The sequence below is a fragment of the Streptococcus oralis genome (genome assembly GCF_001983955.1).
In the GTDB taxonomy this organism is placed as follows: Bacteria; Bacillota; Bacilli; order Lactobacillales; family Streptococcaceae; genus Streptococcus; species Streptococcus jiangnanensis.
Genome location: NZ_CP019562.1, coordinates 765,355 through 784,784 on the forward strand (window position 1 = coordinate 765,355; position 19,430 = coordinate 784,784).

The 19,430-nt window shown below is 40.5% G+C and carries 22 protein-coding genes and 1 pseudogene; 22 read left to right on the forward strand and 1 reads right to left on the reverse strand.

Annotated features, from left to right (window positions below; all coding sequences use genetic code 11):
- The first annotated feature begins 35 nt into the window (after positions 1–35).
- The 14 genes and pseudogenes from BWR56_RS03680 to BWR56_RS03745 all read left to right on the forward strand — a co-directional run bounded on the left by BWR56_RS03680 (position 36) and on the right by BWR56_RS03745 (position 11,613).
- Entirely contained in the window at positions 36–1,070 is a 1,035-nt protein-coding gene (locus BWR56_RS03680; RefSeq protein ID WP_076984485.1) for a DNA/RNA non-specific endonuclease, read from the forward strand.
- Positions 1,071–1,161: 91 nt separating this feature from the next.
- Positions 1,162–1,398, forward strand: coding sequence for a DUF2829 domain-containing protein (locus tag BWR56_RS03685; RefSeq protein ID WP_033684947.1), 237 nt, complete (start codon positions 1,162–1,164; stop codon positions 1,396–1,398).
- The gene (locus BWR56_RS03690; RefSeq protein ID WP_071850854.1) at positions 1,391–2,089 is read left to right on the forward strand and encodes a 3-oxoacyl-ACP reductase; all 699 of its coding nucleotides are present in this window, start codon (positions 1,391–1,393) and stop codon (positions 2,087–2,089) included. The genes BWR56_RS03685 and BWR56_RS03690 overlap by 8 nt, the downstream gene beginning before the upstream one ends.
- 10 nt (positions 2,090–2,099) lie before the next feature.
- The gene (locus BWR56_RS03695; RefSeq protein WP_076984486.1) at positions 2,100–2,579 is read left to right on the forward strand and encodes an NUDIX hydrolase; all 480 of its coding nucleotides are present in this window, start codon (positions 2,100–2,102) and stop codon (positions 2,577–2,579) included.
- A 7-nt stretch (positions 2,580–2,586) separates the two neighbouring features.
- Entirely contained in the window at positions 2,587–3,315 is a 729-nt protein-coding gene (locus tag BWR56_RS03700) for a GNAT family N-acetyltransferase (RefSeq protein WP_000418697.1), read from the forward strand.
- 41 nt (positions 3,316–3,356) lie between these two features.
- Positions 3,357–4,218: pseudogene (locus BWR56_RS03705) on the forward strand (putative PEP-binding protein).
- The gene (locus tag BWR56_RS03710) at positions 4,215–4,655 is read left to right on the forward strand and encodes an ASCH domain-containing protein (RefSeq protein WP_071850858.1); all 441 of its coding nucleotides are present in this window, start codon (positions 4,215–4,217) and stop codon (positions 4,653–4,655) included. Before BWR56_RS03705 ends, BWR56_RS03710 begins: the two are co-directional and overlap by 4 nt.
- Before the next feature lie 121 nt (positions 4,656–4,776).
- Positions 4,777–7,317, forward strand: a complete 2,541-nt coding sequence (locus BWR56_RS03715) for a M1 family metallopeptidase (protein ID WP_071850860.1) — start codon at positions 4,777–4,779, stop codon at positions 7,315–7,317.
- A 181-nt stretch (positions 7,318–7,498) separates the two neighbouring features.
- Positions 7,499–7,783, forward strand: coding sequence for a helix-turn-helix domain-containing protein (locus BWR56_RS03720; RefSeq protein ID WP_049505707.1), 285 nt, complete (start codon positions 7,499–7,501; stop codon positions 7,781–7,783).
- A gap of 50 nt (positions 7,784–7,833) precedes the next feature.
- Positions 7,834–8,160 (forward strand): DMT family transporter, encoded by a 327-nt coding sequence (locus tag BWR56_RS03725; protein WP_009013481.1) that lies wholly within the window; start codon positions 7,834–7,836, stop codon positions 8,158–8,160.
- A 14-nt stretch (positions 8,161–8,174) separates the two neighbouring features.
- A complete protein-coding gene (locus BWR56_RS03730; RefSeq protein WP_000502736.1) occupies positions 8,175–8,978 on the forward strand; it encodes an SDR family NAD(P)-dependent oxidoreductase in 804 nt (267 codons plus the stop codon).
- Between the two features lie 161 nt (positions 8,979–9,139).
- Positions 9,140–9,481, forward strand: a complete 342-nt coding sequence (locus tag BWR56_RS03735) for a hypothetical protein (protein WP_049505708.1) — start codon at positions 9,140–9,142, stop codon at positions 9,479–9,481.
- 130 nt (positions 9,482–9,611) lie between these two features.
- The gene (gene ciaR, locus BWR56_RS03740) at positions 9,612–10,286 is read left to right on the forward strand and encodes a two-component system response regulator CiaR (RefSeq protein ID WP_000590630.1); all 675 of its coding nucleotides are present in this window, start codon (positions 9,612–9,614) and stop codon (positions 10,284–10,286) included.
- Complete coding sequence (locus BWR56_RS03745; RefSeq protein WP_049505709.1) at positions 10,276–11,613, forward strand: sensor histidine kinase; 1,338 nt, start codon at positions 10,276–10,278, stop codon at positions 11,611–11,613. Before ciaR ends, BWR56_RS03745 begins: the two co-directional genes overlap by 11 nt.
- A gap of 63 nt (positions 11,614–11,676) precedes the next feature.
- On the opposite strand, the gene BWR56_RS03750 is transcribed toward BWR56_RS03745, so the two are convergent.
- Positions 11,677–11,961: a DUF3270 domain-containing protein gene (locus BWR56_RS03750; protein WP_049479726.1), complete on the reverse strand. Its 285-nt coding sequence runs from the start codon at positions 11,959–11,961 to the stop codon at positions 11,677–11,679.
- 386 nt (positions 11,962–12,347) lie between these two features.
- Here BWR56_RS03750 and BWR56_RS03755 point away from each other — a divergent pair, with 386 nt between their 5' ends.
- The 8 genes from BWR56_RS03755 (at position 12,348) to BWR56_RS03790 (ending at position 19,259) form a co-directional block, all read left to right on the forward strand.
- Complete coding sequence (locus tag BWR56_RS03755) at positions 12,348–13,403, forward strand: ABC transporter permease (RefSeq protein ID WP_049505710.1); 1,056 nt, start codon at positions 12,348–12,350, stop codon at positions 13,401–13,403.
- Between the two features lie 13 nt (positions 13,404–13,416).
- Positions 13,417–14,097: an ABC transporter ATP-binding protein gene (locus tag BWR56_RS03760; protein WP_000209231.1), complete on the forward strand. Its 681-nt coding sequence runs from the start codon at positions 13,417–13,419 to the stop codon at positions 14,095–14,097.
- A gap of 125 nt (positions 14,098–14,222) precedes the next feature.
- Complete coding sequence (locus BWR56_RS03765; protein WP_076984487.1) at positions 14,223–15,152, forward strand: peptidase U32 family protein; 930 nt, start codon at positions 14,223–14,225, stop codon at positions 15,150–15,152.
- A gap of 105 nt (positions 15,153–15,257) precedes the next feature.
- Positions 15,258–15,941: a ribose-5-phosphate isomerase RpiA gene (rpiA, locus tag BWR56_RS03770; protein ID WP_049505712.1), complete on the forward strand. Its 684-nt coding sequence runs from the start codon at positions 15,258–15,260 to the stop codon at positions 15,939–15,941.
- Between the two features lie 23 nt (positions 15,942–15,964).
- Positions 15,965–17,176 (forward strand): phosphopentomutase, encoded by a 1,212-nt coding sequence (locus tag BWR56_RS03775; protein ID WP_049505713.1) that lies wholly within the window; start codon positions 15,965–15,967, stop codon positions 17,174–17,176.
- 1 nt (position 17,177) lies between these two features.
- Complete coding sequence (locus BWR56_RS03780) at positions 17,178–17,738, forward strand: DUF1697 domain-containing protein (RefSeq protein ID WP_049505714.1); 561 nt, start codon at positions 17,178–17,180, stop codon at positions 17,736–17,738.
- The gene (locus BWR56_RS03785; RefSeq protein WP_049505715.1) at positions 17,735–18,544 is read left to right on the forward strand and encodes a purine-nucleoside phosphorylase; all 810 of its coding nucleotides are present in this window, start codon (positions 17,735–17,737) and stop codon (positions 18,542–18,544) included. The genes BWR56_RS03780 and BWR56_RS03785 overlap by 4 nt, the downstream gene beginning before the upstream one ends.
- 4 nt (positions 18,545–18,548) lie before the next feature.
- Positions 18,549–19,259, forward strand: a complete 711-nt coding sequence (locus BWR56_RS03790) for a type 1 glutamine amidotransferase (RefSeq protein ID WP_049505716.1) — start codon at positions 18,549–18,551, stop codon at positions 19,257–19,259.
- Positions 19,260–19,430: the final 171 nt, after the last annotated feature.

The following is a 19,430-nucleotide window of genomic DNA, read 5'->3' on the forward strand; positions in this document are numbered from 1 at the left end:
TATTAATCTAATTACTATATAAAAAGGAGACTTTTATGAAAAAGCTATTATCCTTCTCAATTGCCTTGCTTTCAATCACAACACTAGTTGCTTGTTCTGGACATAAGGTAGAATCAAAGGTCCCAGAAGAAAAAATTGAACAGAAGCAAACCAAGTTCGATGAAAAGTTGTTTAAAGAAGCTGGACTCTTGCCTTTTAAAAATGAAAAGCAGTTAGAACTTGGGGAATTGGATTCTAAATCACGCGCAACGGGTGCTCATATTCAACTTAAGGACAGCGATGAACCAACTGAAAAGAGAGAGTCCAAGTTGACTTATGATCCAGTTGGATGGCACAATTATAAATTCTTTTATGGTGACGGTAAAAAAGAAGCTTGGTTGATGAGTAGAGGTCATCTGATTGGTTATCAGTTTAGCGGATTAAACGATGAAAAGAGAAATCTGGTTCCAATGACTAACTGGCTCAATGCTGGAAATTATTCTGGAACAGATGACCAAAACCAAAGTAGCATGCTTTACTATGAGAATCGATTGGACTCTTGGTTGGCCAATCACCCAAACTACTTTCTTGATTACAAGGTGACCCCAATCTATCAAAAAGACGAATTGATCCCTAGACAGATTGAGTTGCAGTATGTGGGAATTGATGAAAATGGCAAACTCTTGGAGATCAAGTTGGGTGGTAGTAAGGAAAAGGTTGATCAGTATTCTGTGACGCATGTCGTTTTAGACAATGTTTCAGCTAATGCGGAAATCAATTACTTGGATGGTACTGCTAAGAATACAGTTGAAGATGCAAAGATAAAAGAAGAAAAAGAAAAGGCTAAGAAGGAAGCTGAGGAAAAAGCCAAGAAAGAGGCTGAAGAAAAAGAAGCAACTGAAAAGAAAGCAAAAGAAGAAGAACAGGAAAAAGCTCGTAAAGCCGCACAAGAAAAGGAAGAAAGCCAGGAATCAAACTCGCAATCAACAAATTCAGGTGGCTACTTTAGAGATAAAAACGGAAGATGGCACAGACCAAATGGTAAATTCGCTTCCAAGAAAGAAATTAGAGAAGCTGGATTGCAGTGGTAGGAAGAATTTAGCAGATATACAGTCAAAAAGCCGTTGGAAAACGGTTTTTTGTTATAATTAAATGAAGAATGTAGAATTGAAGGAGAACATCATGACTTTTGAAGAAATCCTGCCTGGATTAAAGGCTAAGAAAAAATATGTACGAACTGGTTGGGGAGGGGCTGAAAACTATGTCCAACTCTTTGACACTATCGAACAAAACGGGGTTGCACTTGAAGTGACGCCTTATTTTCTCATCAACGTGTCTGGGGAGGGAGAAGGTTTTTCCATGTGGAGCCCGACACCTTGTGATGTTTTGGCGACGGATTGGGTAGAAGTGTATGACTAGACGTGTATTGATTACGGGAGTAAGTTCAGGAATTGGTCTGGCTCAAGCACGACTCTTTTTAGAGAATGGCTATCAAGTTTATGGAGTTGACCAAGGTGAAAATCCACTCTTAGAGCGTGATTTTCACTTTTTACAGAGAGATTTGACCTTGGACTTGGAGCCTGTTTTTGACTGGTGCCCTCGGGTGGATGTTTTGTGCAATACTGCAGGAGTTTTGGATGATTTCAAACCACTTTTGGAACAATCAGCCCAAGAAATCCAAGAGATTTTTGAAATCAACTATGTGACTCCAGTAGAGTTGACGCGACATTATCTGACTCAAATGCTGGAAAATAAAAAAGGAATCATCATCAATATGTGCTCCATCGCTTCAAACCTAGCTGGCGGAGGTGGTCACGCCTATACCTCGTCTAAGCACGCCCTAGCTGGCTTTACCAAGCAGTTGGCTCTAGACTATGCTGAGGCTGGTATTCAGGTCTTTGGGATTGCTCCAGGGGCAGTCAAGACAGCTATGACCGCTGCGGACTTTGAACCAGGTGGCTTAGCTGACTGGGTAGCTAGTGAAACGCCAATCAAGCGCTGGATTGAGCCAGAGGAAGTAGCAGAGATTAGCCTTTTCTTAGCAAGTGGAAAAGCGAGCGCCATGCAAGGACAAATCCTGACCATTGATGGTGGTTGGAGTTTGAAGTAGGAGGAGTTGGATGGAAATCAAAAAACACTTTGGAGTCTATGCTGTTTGCTTTGAAAATGGGAAATTACTCTGCATTGAAAAAACGAGAGGCCCTTATCAACATCGTTATGATATACCTGGAGGCAGTCAGCAACTTGGTGAAGGATTGACGGAAACGTTGATTAGAGAAGTTATGGAAGAGACAGGTTTTACTGTTAGAAGCTACTCCAATCCTCGAATCTACGATGTTTTCGTCAGGGAAGAGTTAACAAATTTTATGGTTCACCATATCATGGCATTTTATGATATTGAAGTCAACGAGAAGGAAGCTCAAGTCACGATTTCTGAAGCTGTGTCTGATGGTGCGAATGATTCACTCGGATATGTTTGGATGGATATTCAGAAAATCACAGAAGAAAATGCATCACCATTAGTCTTGAAGGTTAAGTCTGAATTATTGAGATTTCCAGAGCTGGACAAGACCTTGTATATGAATTGGAAGGTGAAGTAGGGGGATAATGGAACTATTTAAAACATGGAAGAAAAATATGGTTCTTTATGGTCTTAAATCTCAAATCGGAACTGTCTACCGAAACAGTGATAGGACAACAAGCTTTTATGATGTTGGAAATTTTCTATACCTAGCAGGGGAGTTGGATTCCAGATTTTGGGAAGATTTTGTTAGGAAATACGGTTTAGATTATAAGATTATTATTTCAGAAGATACTAATTGGCAAGATTTTCTACATCGGAAAGTGGAGCTAAATTCTTTTACTCGCTATTCTTTTAAAGATAAGGCAAATTTTCAAGTTGAATTTCTAAATGGTCTAGTTACTCACTTAGAGGAAGATTACAATATTGTGCCTATTGATAATCATATTTATAACTGCTTTTCTGAGGAAGAATGGTCACAAGATTTACAGGGGGATTTTGAGTCCTATCAGGATTTTGTTTTAAAGGGTGGATTTGGCTTTGTGATTCTTAAAAATAATGAACTGATTGCTGGGATTTCCTCAGGGTTAGTTTACCGTGGAGCAGTTGAAGTGGAAGTTGCAACTAGACCAAACGAACAAGGAAATGGATTTGCTAAAAAGCTTGGTGCTACAATGATTCTGGAGAGTTTAAATAGAGATATGTTTCCACTTTGGGATGCTCATAACGAGGCTTCCAAAAAAGTAGCAGAATTTTTAGGATATGAGTTATTTGAACCTTATGAAGCTTTTGAACTAGAGGAAGGTATCATATAATGATATCTGATATTGTATGTTTTAAGACGAGGTGAATGGCTATGCAAAACCAACTTGCTCTTAGTGGCGAACAAATTGTTGAAAAAGTTTACCCTCAATTATTGCATCATGTTGGTATGATTCGTGGGGAATATTTGTTGAGAGAGCTTAATCAAAACATCCTATTAGCAAGTTGTCAGCAATTTGTAAAAGATTATCTAGACACCATTTGCTCCTTGTACTCAGATGAAGAGGTTTGGTATCGTTTTTCAGAGTTAACAAATACAGAAGCTAATTGTTTAGAGGGAACTAAAGAGCATTTTGATGAAAATCATCCCTTGTTTGGATATAGAGGAACTAGGCGTTTGCTGGCGTGTCCTGATGAATTTCAGGCTGAGGCACATGTCGTTACAGAAGTTTATCAAACAAATCCCAATTTGTCTGTTATTTTTCCTTTTGTCAATAATTCTGAGCAGTTAAAGCAAGCTATTAGAGTATTGCGTGAGCATGGTTTTACTGGAAAAGTCGGCACAATGATTGAATTACCGTCAGCTTATTTTGACTTGGACAGGATACTTGGACAGGATACTGGAAACTGGTATTTCAAAGATTGTAGTTGGAATGAATGATTTGACTTCTTTTGTTTTTGCGACTGTGAGAAATAGTCAATGGCATGATATGGAAAGTCCAATAATGTTAGATATGCTGAGAGATATGCAGGATAAAGCAAGGATGAAAAAGATTGACTTGGCTGTAGCAGGTTATCTGAACTTTTCCTTCATACAAAAAATGAATCAGATGGGTATCAAATGCATTATCCACTACAGTTCTATTCCAGAGATTTTTGATTTAGAGATTGACCATCCAGACCACCTCAAACGTGTAAAAGAATTAAGTAAAAAATTACAAAGGAGCAACCCATGACACCGCAAGAAATGTGGAATATTTACAAGCAAATTAACCCCTCTATCGGAGATGAGATAGATGCCTGGGCTTTTGGAGTGGAAGCCGATACCTTGGCAGGTTTGGTTTTAAAAGGTGAAAAGACAGCAACCGCCTCAGCCTACGACCTCTACGCACTAGAAGACGAACCCCTTCCACAAAAAGGGACCTTCGATATCATTTTAGACAGTCAAAATCAGGCTGTCTGTATTGTCGAAATTACAAAGGTCTCCGTTCAGCCTTTTCATCAAGTTTCTGCTGACCATGCCTTTAAGGAAGGGGAAGGTGACAAATCCCTAGCCTATTGGCGTCAGGTTCATGAGGCCTTTTTTACGGAGTGTCTGAGTGAGGCTAGACTGACTTTTACACCTGATAGCAAGGTCGTTTTGGAAGAATTTCGCAAGGTCTACCCACTGTAGAATGTAAAAGGAAGAAAGTTTTGGAAATTACCGTCCAATCCTTTTTTCTAAAGCAAAACATGATATAATAAGTTTGTTTGAAGAAGAGCTCTAGCTCTTAAACTTAGAATAGGAGAAAACTATGCAAGCAGTAGAACATTTTATTACGCAATTTGTTCCTGAACACTATGATTTATTTTTAGACTTGAGTCGTGAGACCAAGACCTTTTCTGGGAAGGTGACCATCACTGGTCAAGCACAGAGTGACCGTATTTCCCTTCACCAAAAAGACTTGGAAATCGCTTCTGTAGAAGTTGCGGGTCAAGCTCGTCCATTTACAGTTGACCATGACAATGAAGCCCTTCATATCGAATTGGCTGAGGCTGGTCAAGTTGAATTGGTCATTGCTTTTTCAGGAAAAATTACAGACAACATGACAGGGATTTACCCTTCTTACTACACAGTTGATGGTATCAAGAAGGAAGTCTTGTCTACTCAGTTTGAAAGCCATTTTGCGCGTGAAGCCTTCCCATGTGTGGATGAGCCTGAAGCCAAAGCAACTTTTGACCTCGCTCTCCGTTTTGACCAAGCAGAAGGTGAAGTGGCCTTGTCAAACATGCCTGAGATTGATGTGGAAAACCGTAAGGAAACAGGCATCTGGAAGTTTGAGACAACACCTCGCATGTCTTCTTACTTATTAGCTTTTGTTGCAGGTGATTTGCAAGGGGTAACGGCTAAAACTAAAAACGGTACCCTCGTAGGTGTTTACTCAACCAAAGCCCATCCACTATCTAACCTTGATTTCTCATTAGACATCGCTGTTCGCTCAATCGAGTTTTACGAAGATTACTATGGAGTTAAGTACCCAATTCCTCAATCACTTCACATCGCCCTGCCTGACTTCTCAGCTGGTGCTATGGAAAACTGGGGTCTTGTCACTTACCGTGAAGTTTGCTTGGTTGTAGATGAAAACTCAACCTTTGCCAGTCGTCAACAAGTTGCTCTTGTTGTGGCACATGAGTTGGCCCACCAATGGTTTGGTAACCTCGTTACTATGAAATGGTGGGATGACCTTTGGCTCAATGAAAGCTTCGCAAACATGATGGAATACGTCTGTGTGGATGCCATCGAGCCAAGTTGGAATATCTTTGAAGACTTCCAAACAGGTGGAGTACCTCACGCTCTTGAACGCGATGCGACGGATGGTGTTCAGTCTGTCCACGTCGAAGTCAAACACCCAGATGAAATTAATACACTCTTTGATGGCGCTATCGTCTATGCCAAAGGAAGCCGTCTCATGCACATGCTTCGCCGTTGGCTAGGTGATGCGGATTTTGCTAAAGGTTTGCATGCTTACTTTGAAAAACACCAATACAGCAACACCATTGGTCGTGACCTTTGGAATGCCCTTGGTCAAGCATCAGGACGTGATGTTGCAGCCTTCATGGATTCTTGGTTGGAACAGCCTGGTTATCCAGTTCTCACTGTCAAAGTTGAAAATGATGTCTTGAAGATTTCGCAAAAACAATTCTTCATCGGTGAGCACGAAGACAAGAACCGCCTCTGGGTGGTGCCACTCAACAGCAACTGGAAAGGTTTGCCAGATACACTCGAAACTGAAAGTATCGAAATCTCTGGCTACGCAGCTCTTCTTGCTGAAAATGAAGGAGCTCTTCGTCTCAATACTGAAAATACTGCCCACTATATTACAGACTATCAAGGAGACTTGTTAGAAGCTGTTCTTGCTGAGCTAGAAACACTTGATAATACAAGCAAACTACAAATCGTTCAAGAACGTCGTTTGCTTGCTGAAGCAGGGCACATTTCTTATGCAGACTTGCTCCCAGTCCTTGATAAACTTGCTAAGGAAGAATCTTACCTTGTCGTTTCAGCTGTTTCTCAAGTGATTGCTGCCCTTGAGCGCTTTATCGATGAAGGAACAGAAACTGAGAAAGCCTTTAATACACTCGTTGCTAAATTGGCTCGTCACAACTATGACCGTCTTGGCTTTGAAGCCAAAGACGGGGAATCAGATGAAGATGAATTGGTTCGTCAGTTGGCCGTTTCTATGATGATTCGCTCTAATGATGCAGAAGCTAGTCAAGTTGCTAGCCAAATCTTTGCAGCTCACAAGGATAATCTTGCAGGACTTCCAGCAGCAATTCGTGCTCAAGTTCTCATCAATGAAATGAAACACCATGAGACCAAAGACTTGGTCGCAACCTATCTGGACCTATATACTCATGCGACGGATGCGGTCTTCAAACGTCAGCTGTCAGCGGCTCTTGCATACAGTACAGATGCCGACAATATCCAAACCCTGATTAGTTCATGGAAGGACAAATTTGTCGTGAAACCACAAGACTTGTCTGCTTGGTATTACCAGTTCCTAGCTCATCAAAAAACTCAGGGAACATCTTGGTCTTGGGCGCGTGAAAACTGGGATTGGATCAAGGCAGCTCTTGGTGGGGATATGAGCTTTGATAGCTTTGTTATCCTACCTGCCCACGTATTTAAGACAGAGCAACGCTTGGCAGAGTACAAGGAATTCTTTGAACCGCAACTTTCTGACCTTGCGCTTAGCCGTAATATCGGTATGGGAATCAAGGAAATTGCAGCGCGTGTTGATTTGATTAAGCGTGAAAAAGCAGCAGTAGAAAAGGTTTTGAAAGCAAGTAAGTAATAGATAAAAAACAGCGGATCTTGCAATCTGCTGTTTTTTGGAAGTCAGTATAAAGTGTCCATCCTGAAAATCGTGTTATAATAGCAATGTCAAAGAAATTTTACCTAGAATTGTATAGGATGTTAAAGAATTTCGTCTAGCCAATTCGTGAAGAAAAGAATAATATAAAGAGGAAATGCAGATGTTAGGAAAACAATTAAAATTATTTAGAGAACAAAATGGCTACAGTCAGAATCAAATAGCAGAATGTCTGGGGACGACTCGTCAAACTATCTCAAATTGGGAAAATGATAAAACAATTATAGATAGTCATAGTTTGATTCGCTTAGCTGATTTTTATCAGATCTCTTTAGATGAGTTATGTGGACGAAAAAAGATTCCTGTTTACAAGAATTCAAAGATCAAGTCTATGATTTTAGCTAATGCTTGTACACTTTGGACCTGCTTCGCTTCCACTCATCGCTAAATCAATTGTTTTCCGACTAGCTTTTCAATTCTATTGATTCTAGGAGGACAATGATGTCTTACGTTTATTTAACTCTTGCTATTGTATCTGAAATAGCTGCCACAAGTCTGTTAAAACTGTCGCAAGGTTTTTCGAAAATGCTTTTTGGGATTCTTGCTTTAGTTTTGTATGGCTTGTGTTTTTTCTTTCTATCTTTGTCTTTGAAAGGCATACAACTAAATCTAGTCTATGCTATTTGGTCTGGTGTTGGTTTGGTTGGAACAACTGTGCTATCTATTTTGCTTTTTCATGAAAAAGTAACGTTCGCAAGTCTCTTGGGAATTGCTTTAGTTATTGTGGGGCTTGTTATATTAAACCTATCACAAAAGGTTCACTAATGAGGTAGTATGTTATGGGTGACAATTATTTTAAGAATAAAAGAGTCGTTATTATTGGTGCCAGTGGAAATTTGGGACAAGCCTATACACAAGCTTTTTTTCAAGCAGGTGCTCATTTATTTCTTTTAGGTCGCAATATGAATAAATTAGCCAGTTTTTCTGAGAATATTGCTTCCAAGATTCCGATTTGCTCAGTAGATATAACGAATGAAACTTCTATTAAAGTTGCAGTGTCTGAAGTTCAAAAGTGGTCGGGTAATATAGATATTGTTATTAATGCAACGGGATTTGATGTACGAAAATCTTTATTATCTCACTCTGAGGAGGAGATCAATCAAACTATGACGATTAACCTAATAGGGGCTATCCTTGTCAGCAAACATTTTTTACCTTTGTTAAAAAATCAAAAAGGAGCAACCATTGTGCATTCAGGAGGTTTTGCAGATGGTAGGCTGGCCTTCCCCTATTATAGTGTAGATGTGGCGAGCCGCGCCGGACTTTTTTCTTTTATCGAATCAATGAACCGAGAATTAATACAGGAGCAGAAAAAGATGCATATAACTTATTTTTGCCCCAATGCAGCAGACACACCATCAGAAAAGCCTTATCATCCAGTTTGGAGAGAAATGGGGATCTCTATATCAAGTACAAATCAAGTAACCCAAGCTTTACTTAAAGGTATAAAATCTCGTAAAAGAGTGATTTTGATGGGACAAGGTACAAAGATTTTTACAACATTAAACCTTCTATCCCCAGCAATAGCGGATTATCTTTTACTGAGACGATACGGTCGTATTTTAAAAAAATATTTTGGATAAATTTTCTATTATTTTTCTAAGAATTTTCTCATCTTTTAGTATTCTTTAAGAAAAAATAATTAAGATGTATGTAGCCTAAAGAAAGGATGTGGTGAATTTATGAAGTAGAGCTTCTTCATTTTTTCACAGAAACTTAAAGCAGAAAGAAAGAAAAATATAGAATGAATAAAGAGAAAATGATTGTTGTAGAAAAAAGCACCAAGTGGAGGCTATCAGTAGTAGCAAGTGGTTCTTTAGTGGTCGGCTTGCTTGGTGGTTATATATTCGGTTCTTTGACTCAAAAATCAACAAATCAGCAGTCGACCGTTCAAACATCGAAAACCCAGCAAGATAATCAAGATGGCAATAATATGCAAAGTCACGGTGGACAGCCGCCGCAAGGAAATAATAATCAAGAAGGCGGTAGCAATTCTAAGAAGAAACCAGCCAATGCAGATGGAAGTACGAAGGCCAAGGATATCAATTCTAACCAAAATAATGAAGAAAACACTACAAAATCTTAATCCATTTGTTAAAGCCATGATATAATAATTAAAGAATTATACTAAGATCCAAAAAATGATACAAAAATTCTTTATTTTATAATAACCTTAGATGAAGCTGATTAGTATCTTATAGCAGGAGGAGAACAAGATGATTAAGATTTTACTAGTAGAAGACGACTTAGGGTTGTCAAACTCAGTATTTGACTTTTTAGATGATTTTGCAGATGTCATGCAGGTTTTTGATGGAGAAGAAGGTCTCTACGAAGCTGAAAGTGGCGTCTATGACTTGATTTTGCTTGACCTGATGTTGCCTGAAAAAAATGGCTTCCAAGTTCTGAAAGAATTGCGTGAGAAAGGAATCACGACACCAGTCCTTATCATGACCGCTAAGGAAAGTTTGGATGACAAGGGACATGGTTTTGAGTTGGGAGCGGATGACTACCTCACCAAACCTTTCTATCTAGAAGAACTCAAAATGCGGATCCAAGCCCTTCTCAAGCGTTCAGGTAAGTTCAACGAAAACACCTTGACCTATGGAGATATTGTCGTCAACCTTTCAACGAATGAAGTGAAGGTGGAAGACACGCCTGTGGAACTACTCGGAAAAGAGTTTGAGTTATTGGTTTATTTCCTTCAAAATCAAAATGTCATTCTTCCCAAGACGCAAATTTTTGACCGTCTATGGGGGTTTGATAGCGATACGACGATTTCCGTTGTAGAAGTCTATGTCTCAAAAGTTCGTAAGAAATTGAAGGGAACAGCCTTTGCTGAAAATCTTCAAACCTTGCGTAGTGTCGGGTATATTTTAAAAGATGTTCAATAAACTAAAAAAAACATGGTATGCAGATGATTTCAGCTATTTCATTCGAAACTTTGGAGTGTTCACCCTGATCTTCTCTGCTATGACCTTGATTATCCTCCAGGTCATGCACTCGAGTCTCTACACTTCTGTAGATGAAAAACTACAAGCCCTTAGTAGTAGTCCCCAAGCGGTTATCCAGTTAGCCCTGAATCGGGCAACTGAGGAAGTCAAGGATATTCAACCAGCAACAGCGGATGCCAGCAAGGCTGAAATCAAACCCAATGTCAGCTCCAACACGGAAGTCTTGCTCTTTGACAAGGATTTTAACCAACTCTTACTGGGCAATCGCTTTTTAGGATTGGATAAGATTAAGCTGGACAAGAAAGAGTTGAATCACATTCGTCAAATCCAAGTTGTCAATAGCTACGGTCAGGAAGAAACCTACCGGATGATTTTGATGGAAACCAATTCTTCCTCCGTATCAAGCAACGTCAAATATGCGGCGGTTTTAATCAATACCAGCCAGCTCGAGCAAATCAGCCAAAACCACGAGCATTTAATTGTTGTAGTCATGGCTAGTTTCTGGCTCCTGTCTTTAATTGCCAGTGTTTACTTGGCACGTGTCAGTGTCAAACCTTTGCTGGAAAGTATGCAAAAGCAGAAGTCCTTTGTTGAAAATGCCAGTCACGAACTGAGAACGCCTTTGGCCGTTTTACAAAATCGTTTAGAAAATCTCTTTCGAAAACCAGAGGCAACGATTATGGAATCCAGCGAAAGTATCGCTTCGAGTCTTGAAGAAGTTCGCAACATGCGCTTCCTCACGACCAATCTTCTCAACCTTGCACGTCGCGATGATGGAATCAAACCAGAAATAGCAGAAGTATCACCACAGTTCTTTAAGACGACCTTTGCTAACTATGAGTTGATTGCTTCTGAAAATGATCGTATTTTTGAGTATGAAAATCGGATTTATCGTCCCTTCATGACCGATCAGTTGCTCTTAAAACAGCTCATGACCATCTTATTTGACAATGCCATCAAGTATACTGAAGAAGATGGGAAAATTGAGTTTGTAGTCCATGCTACAGATCGCCACCTCTATCTAACAGTAACGGATAATGGAATTGGAATCTCAGCTACTGATAAGAAGAAAATCTTTGATCGATTTTACCGTGTAGACAAGGCGAGAACCCGCCAGAAAGGTGGCTTTGGTCTTGGATTATCTTTGGCCAAGCAGATCGTAGATGCCTTACGAGGAACGATTAGCGTCAAAGATAACAAACCTAGAGGAACAATTTTTGAAGTTAAAATCGCTATCCAATCTCCTTCAAAACGTAAGAATAAATAAAAAGACAGTTAGATAACTGTCTTTTTTGATAACTAGAAAAGAGGCTGGTAGTAGTACCAACCTTTATTTTGAAAATTTTCGTTTGATTATCTTTCTTTGAAGTTGTAAAAGGGCGAAACTAAGACCCATTGCAGCAACAAATGATAAAGCTGTGTTCAATTTTAAGGCTAAAAAGATAAAACTAAAAAGTGCCATAAAAATACAGAAACAAGCGATATTTACAAAAAATAAAATCTCTTTTAGGTTAGGGCCGACTGGGGCTTCTGGTGTGTAATCTTGGTAAAGCGGAGTTTGTTTCGATTCGGGAGCTTGTTCAAACTCATAAGCTTCTAGTTTTCTTGCGGACATGATTCTCTCCTTAACAGTACATAACTATTTTATCATTTTTTATGCAGAGAATTATTACAGGATTGTTACAAAAACACTAAAGTCTCTTATCATCCTCTAAGTCGCTCTTCTTGACACCCACTAGAGAAAATGATAGCATGGATGTTACACTTAAAAACAGATGACCTAACTTTCTATATTATAAATATACTGAGAAAGGTAAGGATAACTTATATAAATTGATAGCAAGCTGAGGCTTTTTCCTAAGATGATTTGTTAAGTTGCTACCTGAATACTTTTGAAGAGTATTGATAGGAGTTGTTTTGAATGGATGATAAGACAGAGATTCTGTCTATTGGACTGGGTGGCATTCTTGCTACCTCTGGGAAATGTTAAAGGAGATAAGCATGTATCTTGCTATCAAAGAGATATTACGAAACAAACTTCGATATAGTTTGATCTTAACGACCATTTTTCTTATCGCTTTTATGGTCTTTTTTATGACCAGTCTAGCTCTCGGTCTTGTGCGAAACAACCGGGCCGCTATTGATAATTGGCAAGCAACGGGTGTCGTTTTATCCGACTACGCAAATGATAATTTGACAGCATCCTTTATTCCTGAAAAGGACTACAAGGATAAGAGTTCTGAAGAGGCTGCTCCCCTGGGCTATATGTTCGCTGTAACCAATCTAGTCGATGGTAGTGAAAAGGTCAATGTTTCCATTTTTGCTCAAGACTGGGACGCTTTTATCTCTCCTAGTTTGACGGAAGGTCGTTATCCTGAAGGAGATGATGAGGTTGTCGTGGACCAGTCTTTTGAGAACTATGGGATGAAGCTAGGCGATGCCATTCAGCTCAATGGAAGCGATTCAAGTTACAAGATTGTAGGCCTGACTCAAGGAAATAAATTTTTCACCGAGCCTGTTGTCTTTACGAGCCTGACAACTTATTGGACCTTACAAGGAACCTTGAAAGCCAATCGTTTCATCTCTGCCTTGGTATTGAAAAATGACATAGAAGTGACTGGCGACGGACTGAAACAGATTTCCATTCCAAAAATGATTTCGAAAATTCCTGGTTACACACCTCAGGTTAATGTATTTTCAGGAATGATTCTCGCTATGATTGTTATCACAGGCCTGATTGTGGGGATTTTTGTTTATATCATTACCATCCAAAAACTAGGTCTTTATGGAATAATGCGAGCTCAAGGGATACAGATCAAAACCATTGTATGGTCTCTGTTCTGTCAAATCTTCCTCCTAGCTGGTATGGGGATTGCTTTAGCCTTGCTGGCAATCGGAGGAGTCATTTTAGTCTTACCAGCTACCTTCTTTTTCTATCCAAGTTGGATAGCCTATTCTGTCCTAAGTTTGGTAATTTCCTTGATGGCCCTTCTAGGTGGTGTCATTTCACTTCCACGCTTGCTAAAGGTGGACCCGATTACTGCGATTGCAGAGTGATAAGGAGAATAGTATGACAACATTGATAGAAATGAATCAAGTGACAAAAACTTACGGGGAAGGAAAGATGAAAGTCGTAGCCCTGCATGAGACGAATTTTCAGCTAAATGCGGGAGAGTTCGTAGCTATCGTTGGGCCCTCTGGCTCTGGAAAGACGACCTTTCTAACAACTCTAGGACAACTTCAGGAAGCATCGAGTGGAAAGATTCTAGTCAAAGGGAAGGAAACAGGCAGTTTGACGGAGAAGGAAAAAACAGATCTCCGTTTTAGAGAGTTTGGTTTCATTCTCCAGGCTTCAAACTTAATTCCTTTTCTAACGGTCAAGGAACAGCTGGATTTGATAGACAGACTAGATAAGGGAAAAAATAGTAAAAGTGACCGAAAAGAGCTGTTTGACTTGTTGGATTTGGAAAAAGTTCAAAATCATTATCCCAAAGCTCTATCGGGTGGCGAACGTCAGCGTGCCGCGATTGCTAGAGCGCTCTATAACAATCCAAGCATTGTGCTTGCAGATGAGCCGACAGCCAGTCTTGACACTGAGCGTGCCTACCAAGTAACGGAGATGCTGGCTGCCATTGCCCATGAACAAGGTAGAGGAGTTGTTATGATTACGCATGACACTCGTCTTCTTGATAAGGTTGATCGTATTTATGTCATGAACGATGGCCACCTAGTTGAAGAAACACATGCATAAAATAGAGTGAATGGTACAAGTTACTGTTCACTTTTTTGATTGGGAAAGATAGAAACAAGTTTAACTTTTTGTGAAACTCTCAGTAACCATAGCTGATTTTTGAGAAATGTGGTATAATTTTTCTTATGGAAAAGATTATCATTACAGCAACTGCTGAAAGTATTGAACAAGTTGAACAACTACTCGAAGCTGGTGTAGACCGTATCTACGTCGGTGAGAAAGATTTTGGCCTTCGTCTGCCAACGACCTTTAGTTATGAAGAGTTACGCACCATCGCAAATCTCGTTCATGAAGCAGGCAAGGAACTGATTGTCGCGGTTAATGCCCTCATGCATCAAGATATGATGGACCGTATCAAGCCTTTCCTAGACTTCTTGGAAGAAATTAAGACAGACTACATCACAGTTGGGGATGCAGGTGTCTTTTACGTGGTCAATCGTGATGGCTATTCCTTTAAGACCATCTACGATGCTTCAACTATGGTGACAAGCAGTCGTCAGATTAACTTCTGGGGTCAAAAGGCTGGCGCATCTGAGGCGGTTTTGGCGCGTGAAATTCCATCTGCTGAACTCTTCAAGATGCCAGAGATTTTGGAAATTCCTGCTGAAGTATTGGTTTATGGGGCTAGTGTCATTCACCATTCTAAGCGTCCGCTCTTGCAAAACTACTATAACTTCACGCACATCGATGATGAAAAGACGCGTAAGCGTGACCTCTTCTTGGCTGAACCAAGTGATCCAGAGAGCCATTACTCTATCTTTGAAGACAATCATGGTACCCACATCTTTGCAAATAACGACCTTGATTTGATGACCAAATTAACAGAATTGGTGGAGCATGGTTTTACTCACTGGAAGCTAGAGGGGCTCTACACACCTGGTCAGAATTTTGTAGAAATTGCTAAACTCTTTATTCAAGCACGCAGCTTGATTCAAGAGGGCAAATTCAGCCATGACCAAGCCTTCTTGTTAGATGAGGAAGTGCGCAAGTTACACCCTAAAAACCGTTTCCTGGACACAGGATTCTATGATTACGATCCTGACATGGTTAAATAGGACATAAAAACCCGAAATAAAAATGTTCGGGTTTTTCCAGTGTATCCATGAAATAAAAACGGATACATGTTATAATAAAAATAGCTCTTTAATGGAGGTGTTTGAGTGGAAAATCTGAAGAAAATGGCAGGTATCAAGGCAGCTGAGTTTGTCAAGGATGGCATGGTAGTCGGTCTGGGAACTGGTTCTACTGCCTACTATTTCGTAGAAGAAATCGGTCGTCGGATTAAGGAAGAAGGTTTGCAGATTACTGCTGTAACGACTTCCAGTGTTACTAGTAAACAGGCCGAAGGTCTTAATATCCCGCTCAAGTCGATTGATCAAGTGGACTTTGTCGATGTGACGGTTGACGGGGCGGATGAAGTAGATAGCCAGTTTAACGGGATCAAAGGTGGTGGTGGTGCCCTTCTGATGGAGAAGGTTGTCGCAACGCCCTCAAAAGAATACATTTGGGTGGTTGACGAAAGCAAACTGGTAGAGAAACTAGGTGCTTTTAAATTGCCTGTAGAAGTGGTTCAGTATGGTGCAGAACAGGTCTTTCGTCGGTTTGAGCGAGCTGGCTACAAACCAAGTTTCCGTGAAAAAGACGGCCAACGTTTTGTGACCGATATGCAGAACTTTATCATTGATCTAGCCTTGGATGTCATTGAAGATCCAATTGCCTTCGGACAAGAATTGGACCATGTCGTTGGTGTCGTTGAGCATGGCTTGTTCAACCAAATGGTGGATAAGGTCATCGTTGCTGGACGAGACGGGGTTCAGATTTTAACTTCAACAAAAGCAAACTAATCAACATAATAAGGAGATACACTATGTCAAAATTTAATCGTATTCACTTGGTGGTACTGGATTCTGTAGGAATCGGTGCTGCGCCAGATGCCAATAACTTTGTCAATGCAGGGGTTCCAGACGGAGCTTCTGACACACTGGGACACATTTCAAAAACCGTTGGTTTGAATGTACCAAACATGGCTAAAATCGGTCTAGGAAATATTCCTCGCGAAACGCCGCTTAAGACTGTACCAGCTGAAAGCAATCCAACAGGTTATGCAACAAAATTGGAAGAAGTATCTCTAGGTAAGGACACCATGACTGGTCACTGGGAAATCATGGGACTCAACATTACCGAGCCTTTCGATACTTTCTGGAACGGATTCCCAGAAGAAATCCTGACAAAGATCGAAGAATTTTCAGGACGCAAGGTCATTCGTGAAGCCAACAAACCATACTCAGGAACAGCTGTTATCGATGATTTCGGACCACGTCAGATGAAAACTGGGGAGTTGATTATCTATACTTCAGCTGACCCTGTTTTGCAGATTGCTGCCCACGAAGACATCATTCCTTTGGATGAATTGTACCGTATCTGTGAATACGCTCGTTCGATTACCCTTGAGCGTCCTGCTCTTCTAGGTCGTATCATTGCCCGTCCATATGTTGGTGAGCCAGGAAACTTCACTCGTACAGCAAATCGTCGTGACTTAGCCGTTTCTCCATTTGCACCAACCGTTTTGGATAAATTGAACGAAGCAGGTATCGATACTTACGCTGTTGGTAAAATCAACGATATCTTTAACGGCGCTGGTATCAACCACGACATGGGTCACAACAAGTCAAACAGCCACGGAATTGATACATTATTGAAGACCATGGGACTTGCTGAGTTTGAAAAAGGATTCTCTTTCACAAACTTAGTTGACTTTGATGCCCTTTATGGACACCGCCGCAATGCTCATGGTTACCGTGATTGCTTGCATGAGTTTGATGAGCGCTTGCCTGAAATTATCGCAGCAATGAGAGAAAATGACCTTCTTTTGATTACTGCGGACCATGGAAATGACCCAACCTATGCAGGAACAGACCACACTCGCGAATATATTCCACTTTTGGCTTACAGTCCTTCCTTTAAAGGAAATGGTGTCATTCCAGTTGGACATTTTGCAGATATCTCAGCAACAGTTGCGGATAACTTTGGTGTTGAAACTGCCATGATTGGTGAAAGTTTCTTAGATAAATTGGTATAAGATGACGCGATATGCTTTACTGGTAAGGGGCATTAATGTCGGTGGGAAGAATAAGGTTGTCATGGCGGAGCTTCGTCAAGAATTGACAAAGTTGGGACTGGAAAAAGTTGAAACCTACATCAACAGTGGCAATATTTTCTTTACTTCGACAGATGACAAAGCCCAATTGGTTGAAAAGTTAGAGACTTTCTTTGAAGTCCATTATCCATTTATTCAGAGCTTTTCCTTGCTGAGTCAGGAAGACTATGAAGCAGAGCTGGAGAATCTGCCAGATTGGTGGTCCAAAGACTTGGCTCGAAAAGATGTGCTCTTCTACACGGAGAACTTGGATGTGGATCAAGTCATCGAGAAAGTGAACAGTTTGGAACTGAAAGATGAAGTGGTTCATTTTGGAAGACTTGGGATTTTCTGGGGGAAATTCTCTGAAGAATCTTACTATGCAACTGCCTATCACAAGTACTTGCTCAAGATGCCTTTCTATCGCAACATCACCATTCGCAATGCCAAAACCTTTGACAAAATCGGTCAAATGTTAAAAAATAATAAAGGAGACACACAATGACATTTTTAGATAAAATCAAGGAAACAGCTGCTTTCCTGAAAGACAAGGGAATCCAAGCGCCTGAGTTCGGTCTAATCCTTGGATCAGGACTTGGAGAATTGGCAGAAGAAATCGAAAATCCAGTTGTAGTAGACTATGCAGACATTCCAAACTGGGGTCGCTCTACAGTCGTCGGACACGCTGGGAAATTGGTATATGGTGAACTTTCAGGGCGCAAGGTCTTGGCTCTTCAAGGACGCTTCCATTTCTACGAAGGCAATCCTCTTGAGGTCGTGACTTTCCCAGTTCGTGTGATGAAAGTACTCGGATGTGAAGGTGTTATTGTAACCAATGCAGCTGGTGGTATTGGCTATGGTCCTGGTACTTTGATGGCTATCTCAGACCATATCAACATGACAGGTCAAAATCCATTGATGGGTGAAAACTTGGATGACTTTGGTCCACGTTTCCCTGATATGTCTAAAGCCTACACACCAGAATACCGTGCTACTGCCCATGAAGTGGCTAAGAAACTTGGTATCAAGCTTGATGAAGGTGTCTATATTGGTGTAACAGGTCCGACTTATGAAACTCCAGCAGAAATCCGTGCCTATAAGACACTGGGAGCAGATGCAGTTGGTATGTCCACTGTTCCTGAAGTGATTGTGGCTGCCCACTCAGGCTTGAAAGTTCTCGGTATTTCATGTATTACGAACCATGCTGCTGGTTTCCAAGAAGAACTCAATCACGAAGAGGTTGTAGAAGTGACTGAACGTGTCAAAGGCGACTTCAAAGGCTTGCTGAAAGCGATTCTTGCTGAATTGTAATGTCATGAGAGTTCACTTTATTTTACATGAGACATTTGAGGTTCCAGGCGCATATCTAAAATGGGCTATAGAACGAGGTCATCAAATTACATCAACAAAGGTTTATGAAAAAAAACCTCTTCCTGAAACAATTGACGGGATTGATTTTCTGATTGTCATGGGTGGTCCTCAATCACCTGATGAGGATAGAGAAAACTTCCCATACTATGATCCAAAGGCTGAGCTTGCTTTTATGAAAGAAGCGATTGCTGCAGATATCTATATTGTTGGTGTCTGTCTTGGTGCGCAACTCCTATCTGTCGCCTATGGTGCGAAGTATGAACATAGTCCAGAGCGCGAGATCGGCGTTTATCCTGTGACATTGACGATGCAAGGTCTAACAGATCCTCATGTCAGCTTGTTCGGAAAAAACATAGAAACCGGCCACTGGCACGGTGATATGCCAGGACTGACAGATGAAGCTGTCGTCTTGGCGACCAGTCAAGGTTGTCCACGCCAAATTATTCGCTTCAGTCCGAAACATTATGCCTTTCAGGCTCATTTGGAATTTGATCCAGACGCAGTAGAATTATTGATTGTTGCGGATGGTGAGGAGAAATTAAGAGAGCAAAGTGAAAAGTTGCCTTTTGTTCAAACACCAGAAGAATTACGTGGAAACGATTATTCTGAAATGAATGCAAAACTGTATGCATTTTTAGATTCATTGGTAAACTAGGAACTACAGAAAGGCAGAGTATCTGAGTTATAGTCAAACTCGGGCTAATTGTTCTGTGAAATATTTAATTTTAAAATCAAGAAAGAAAGGATGGGCTCCTTGTATTCACTGAACTGAATACGGGCGGAGAACTGTGTAAAAAAGATAAACTGTCTAACATCTGCGATGTGT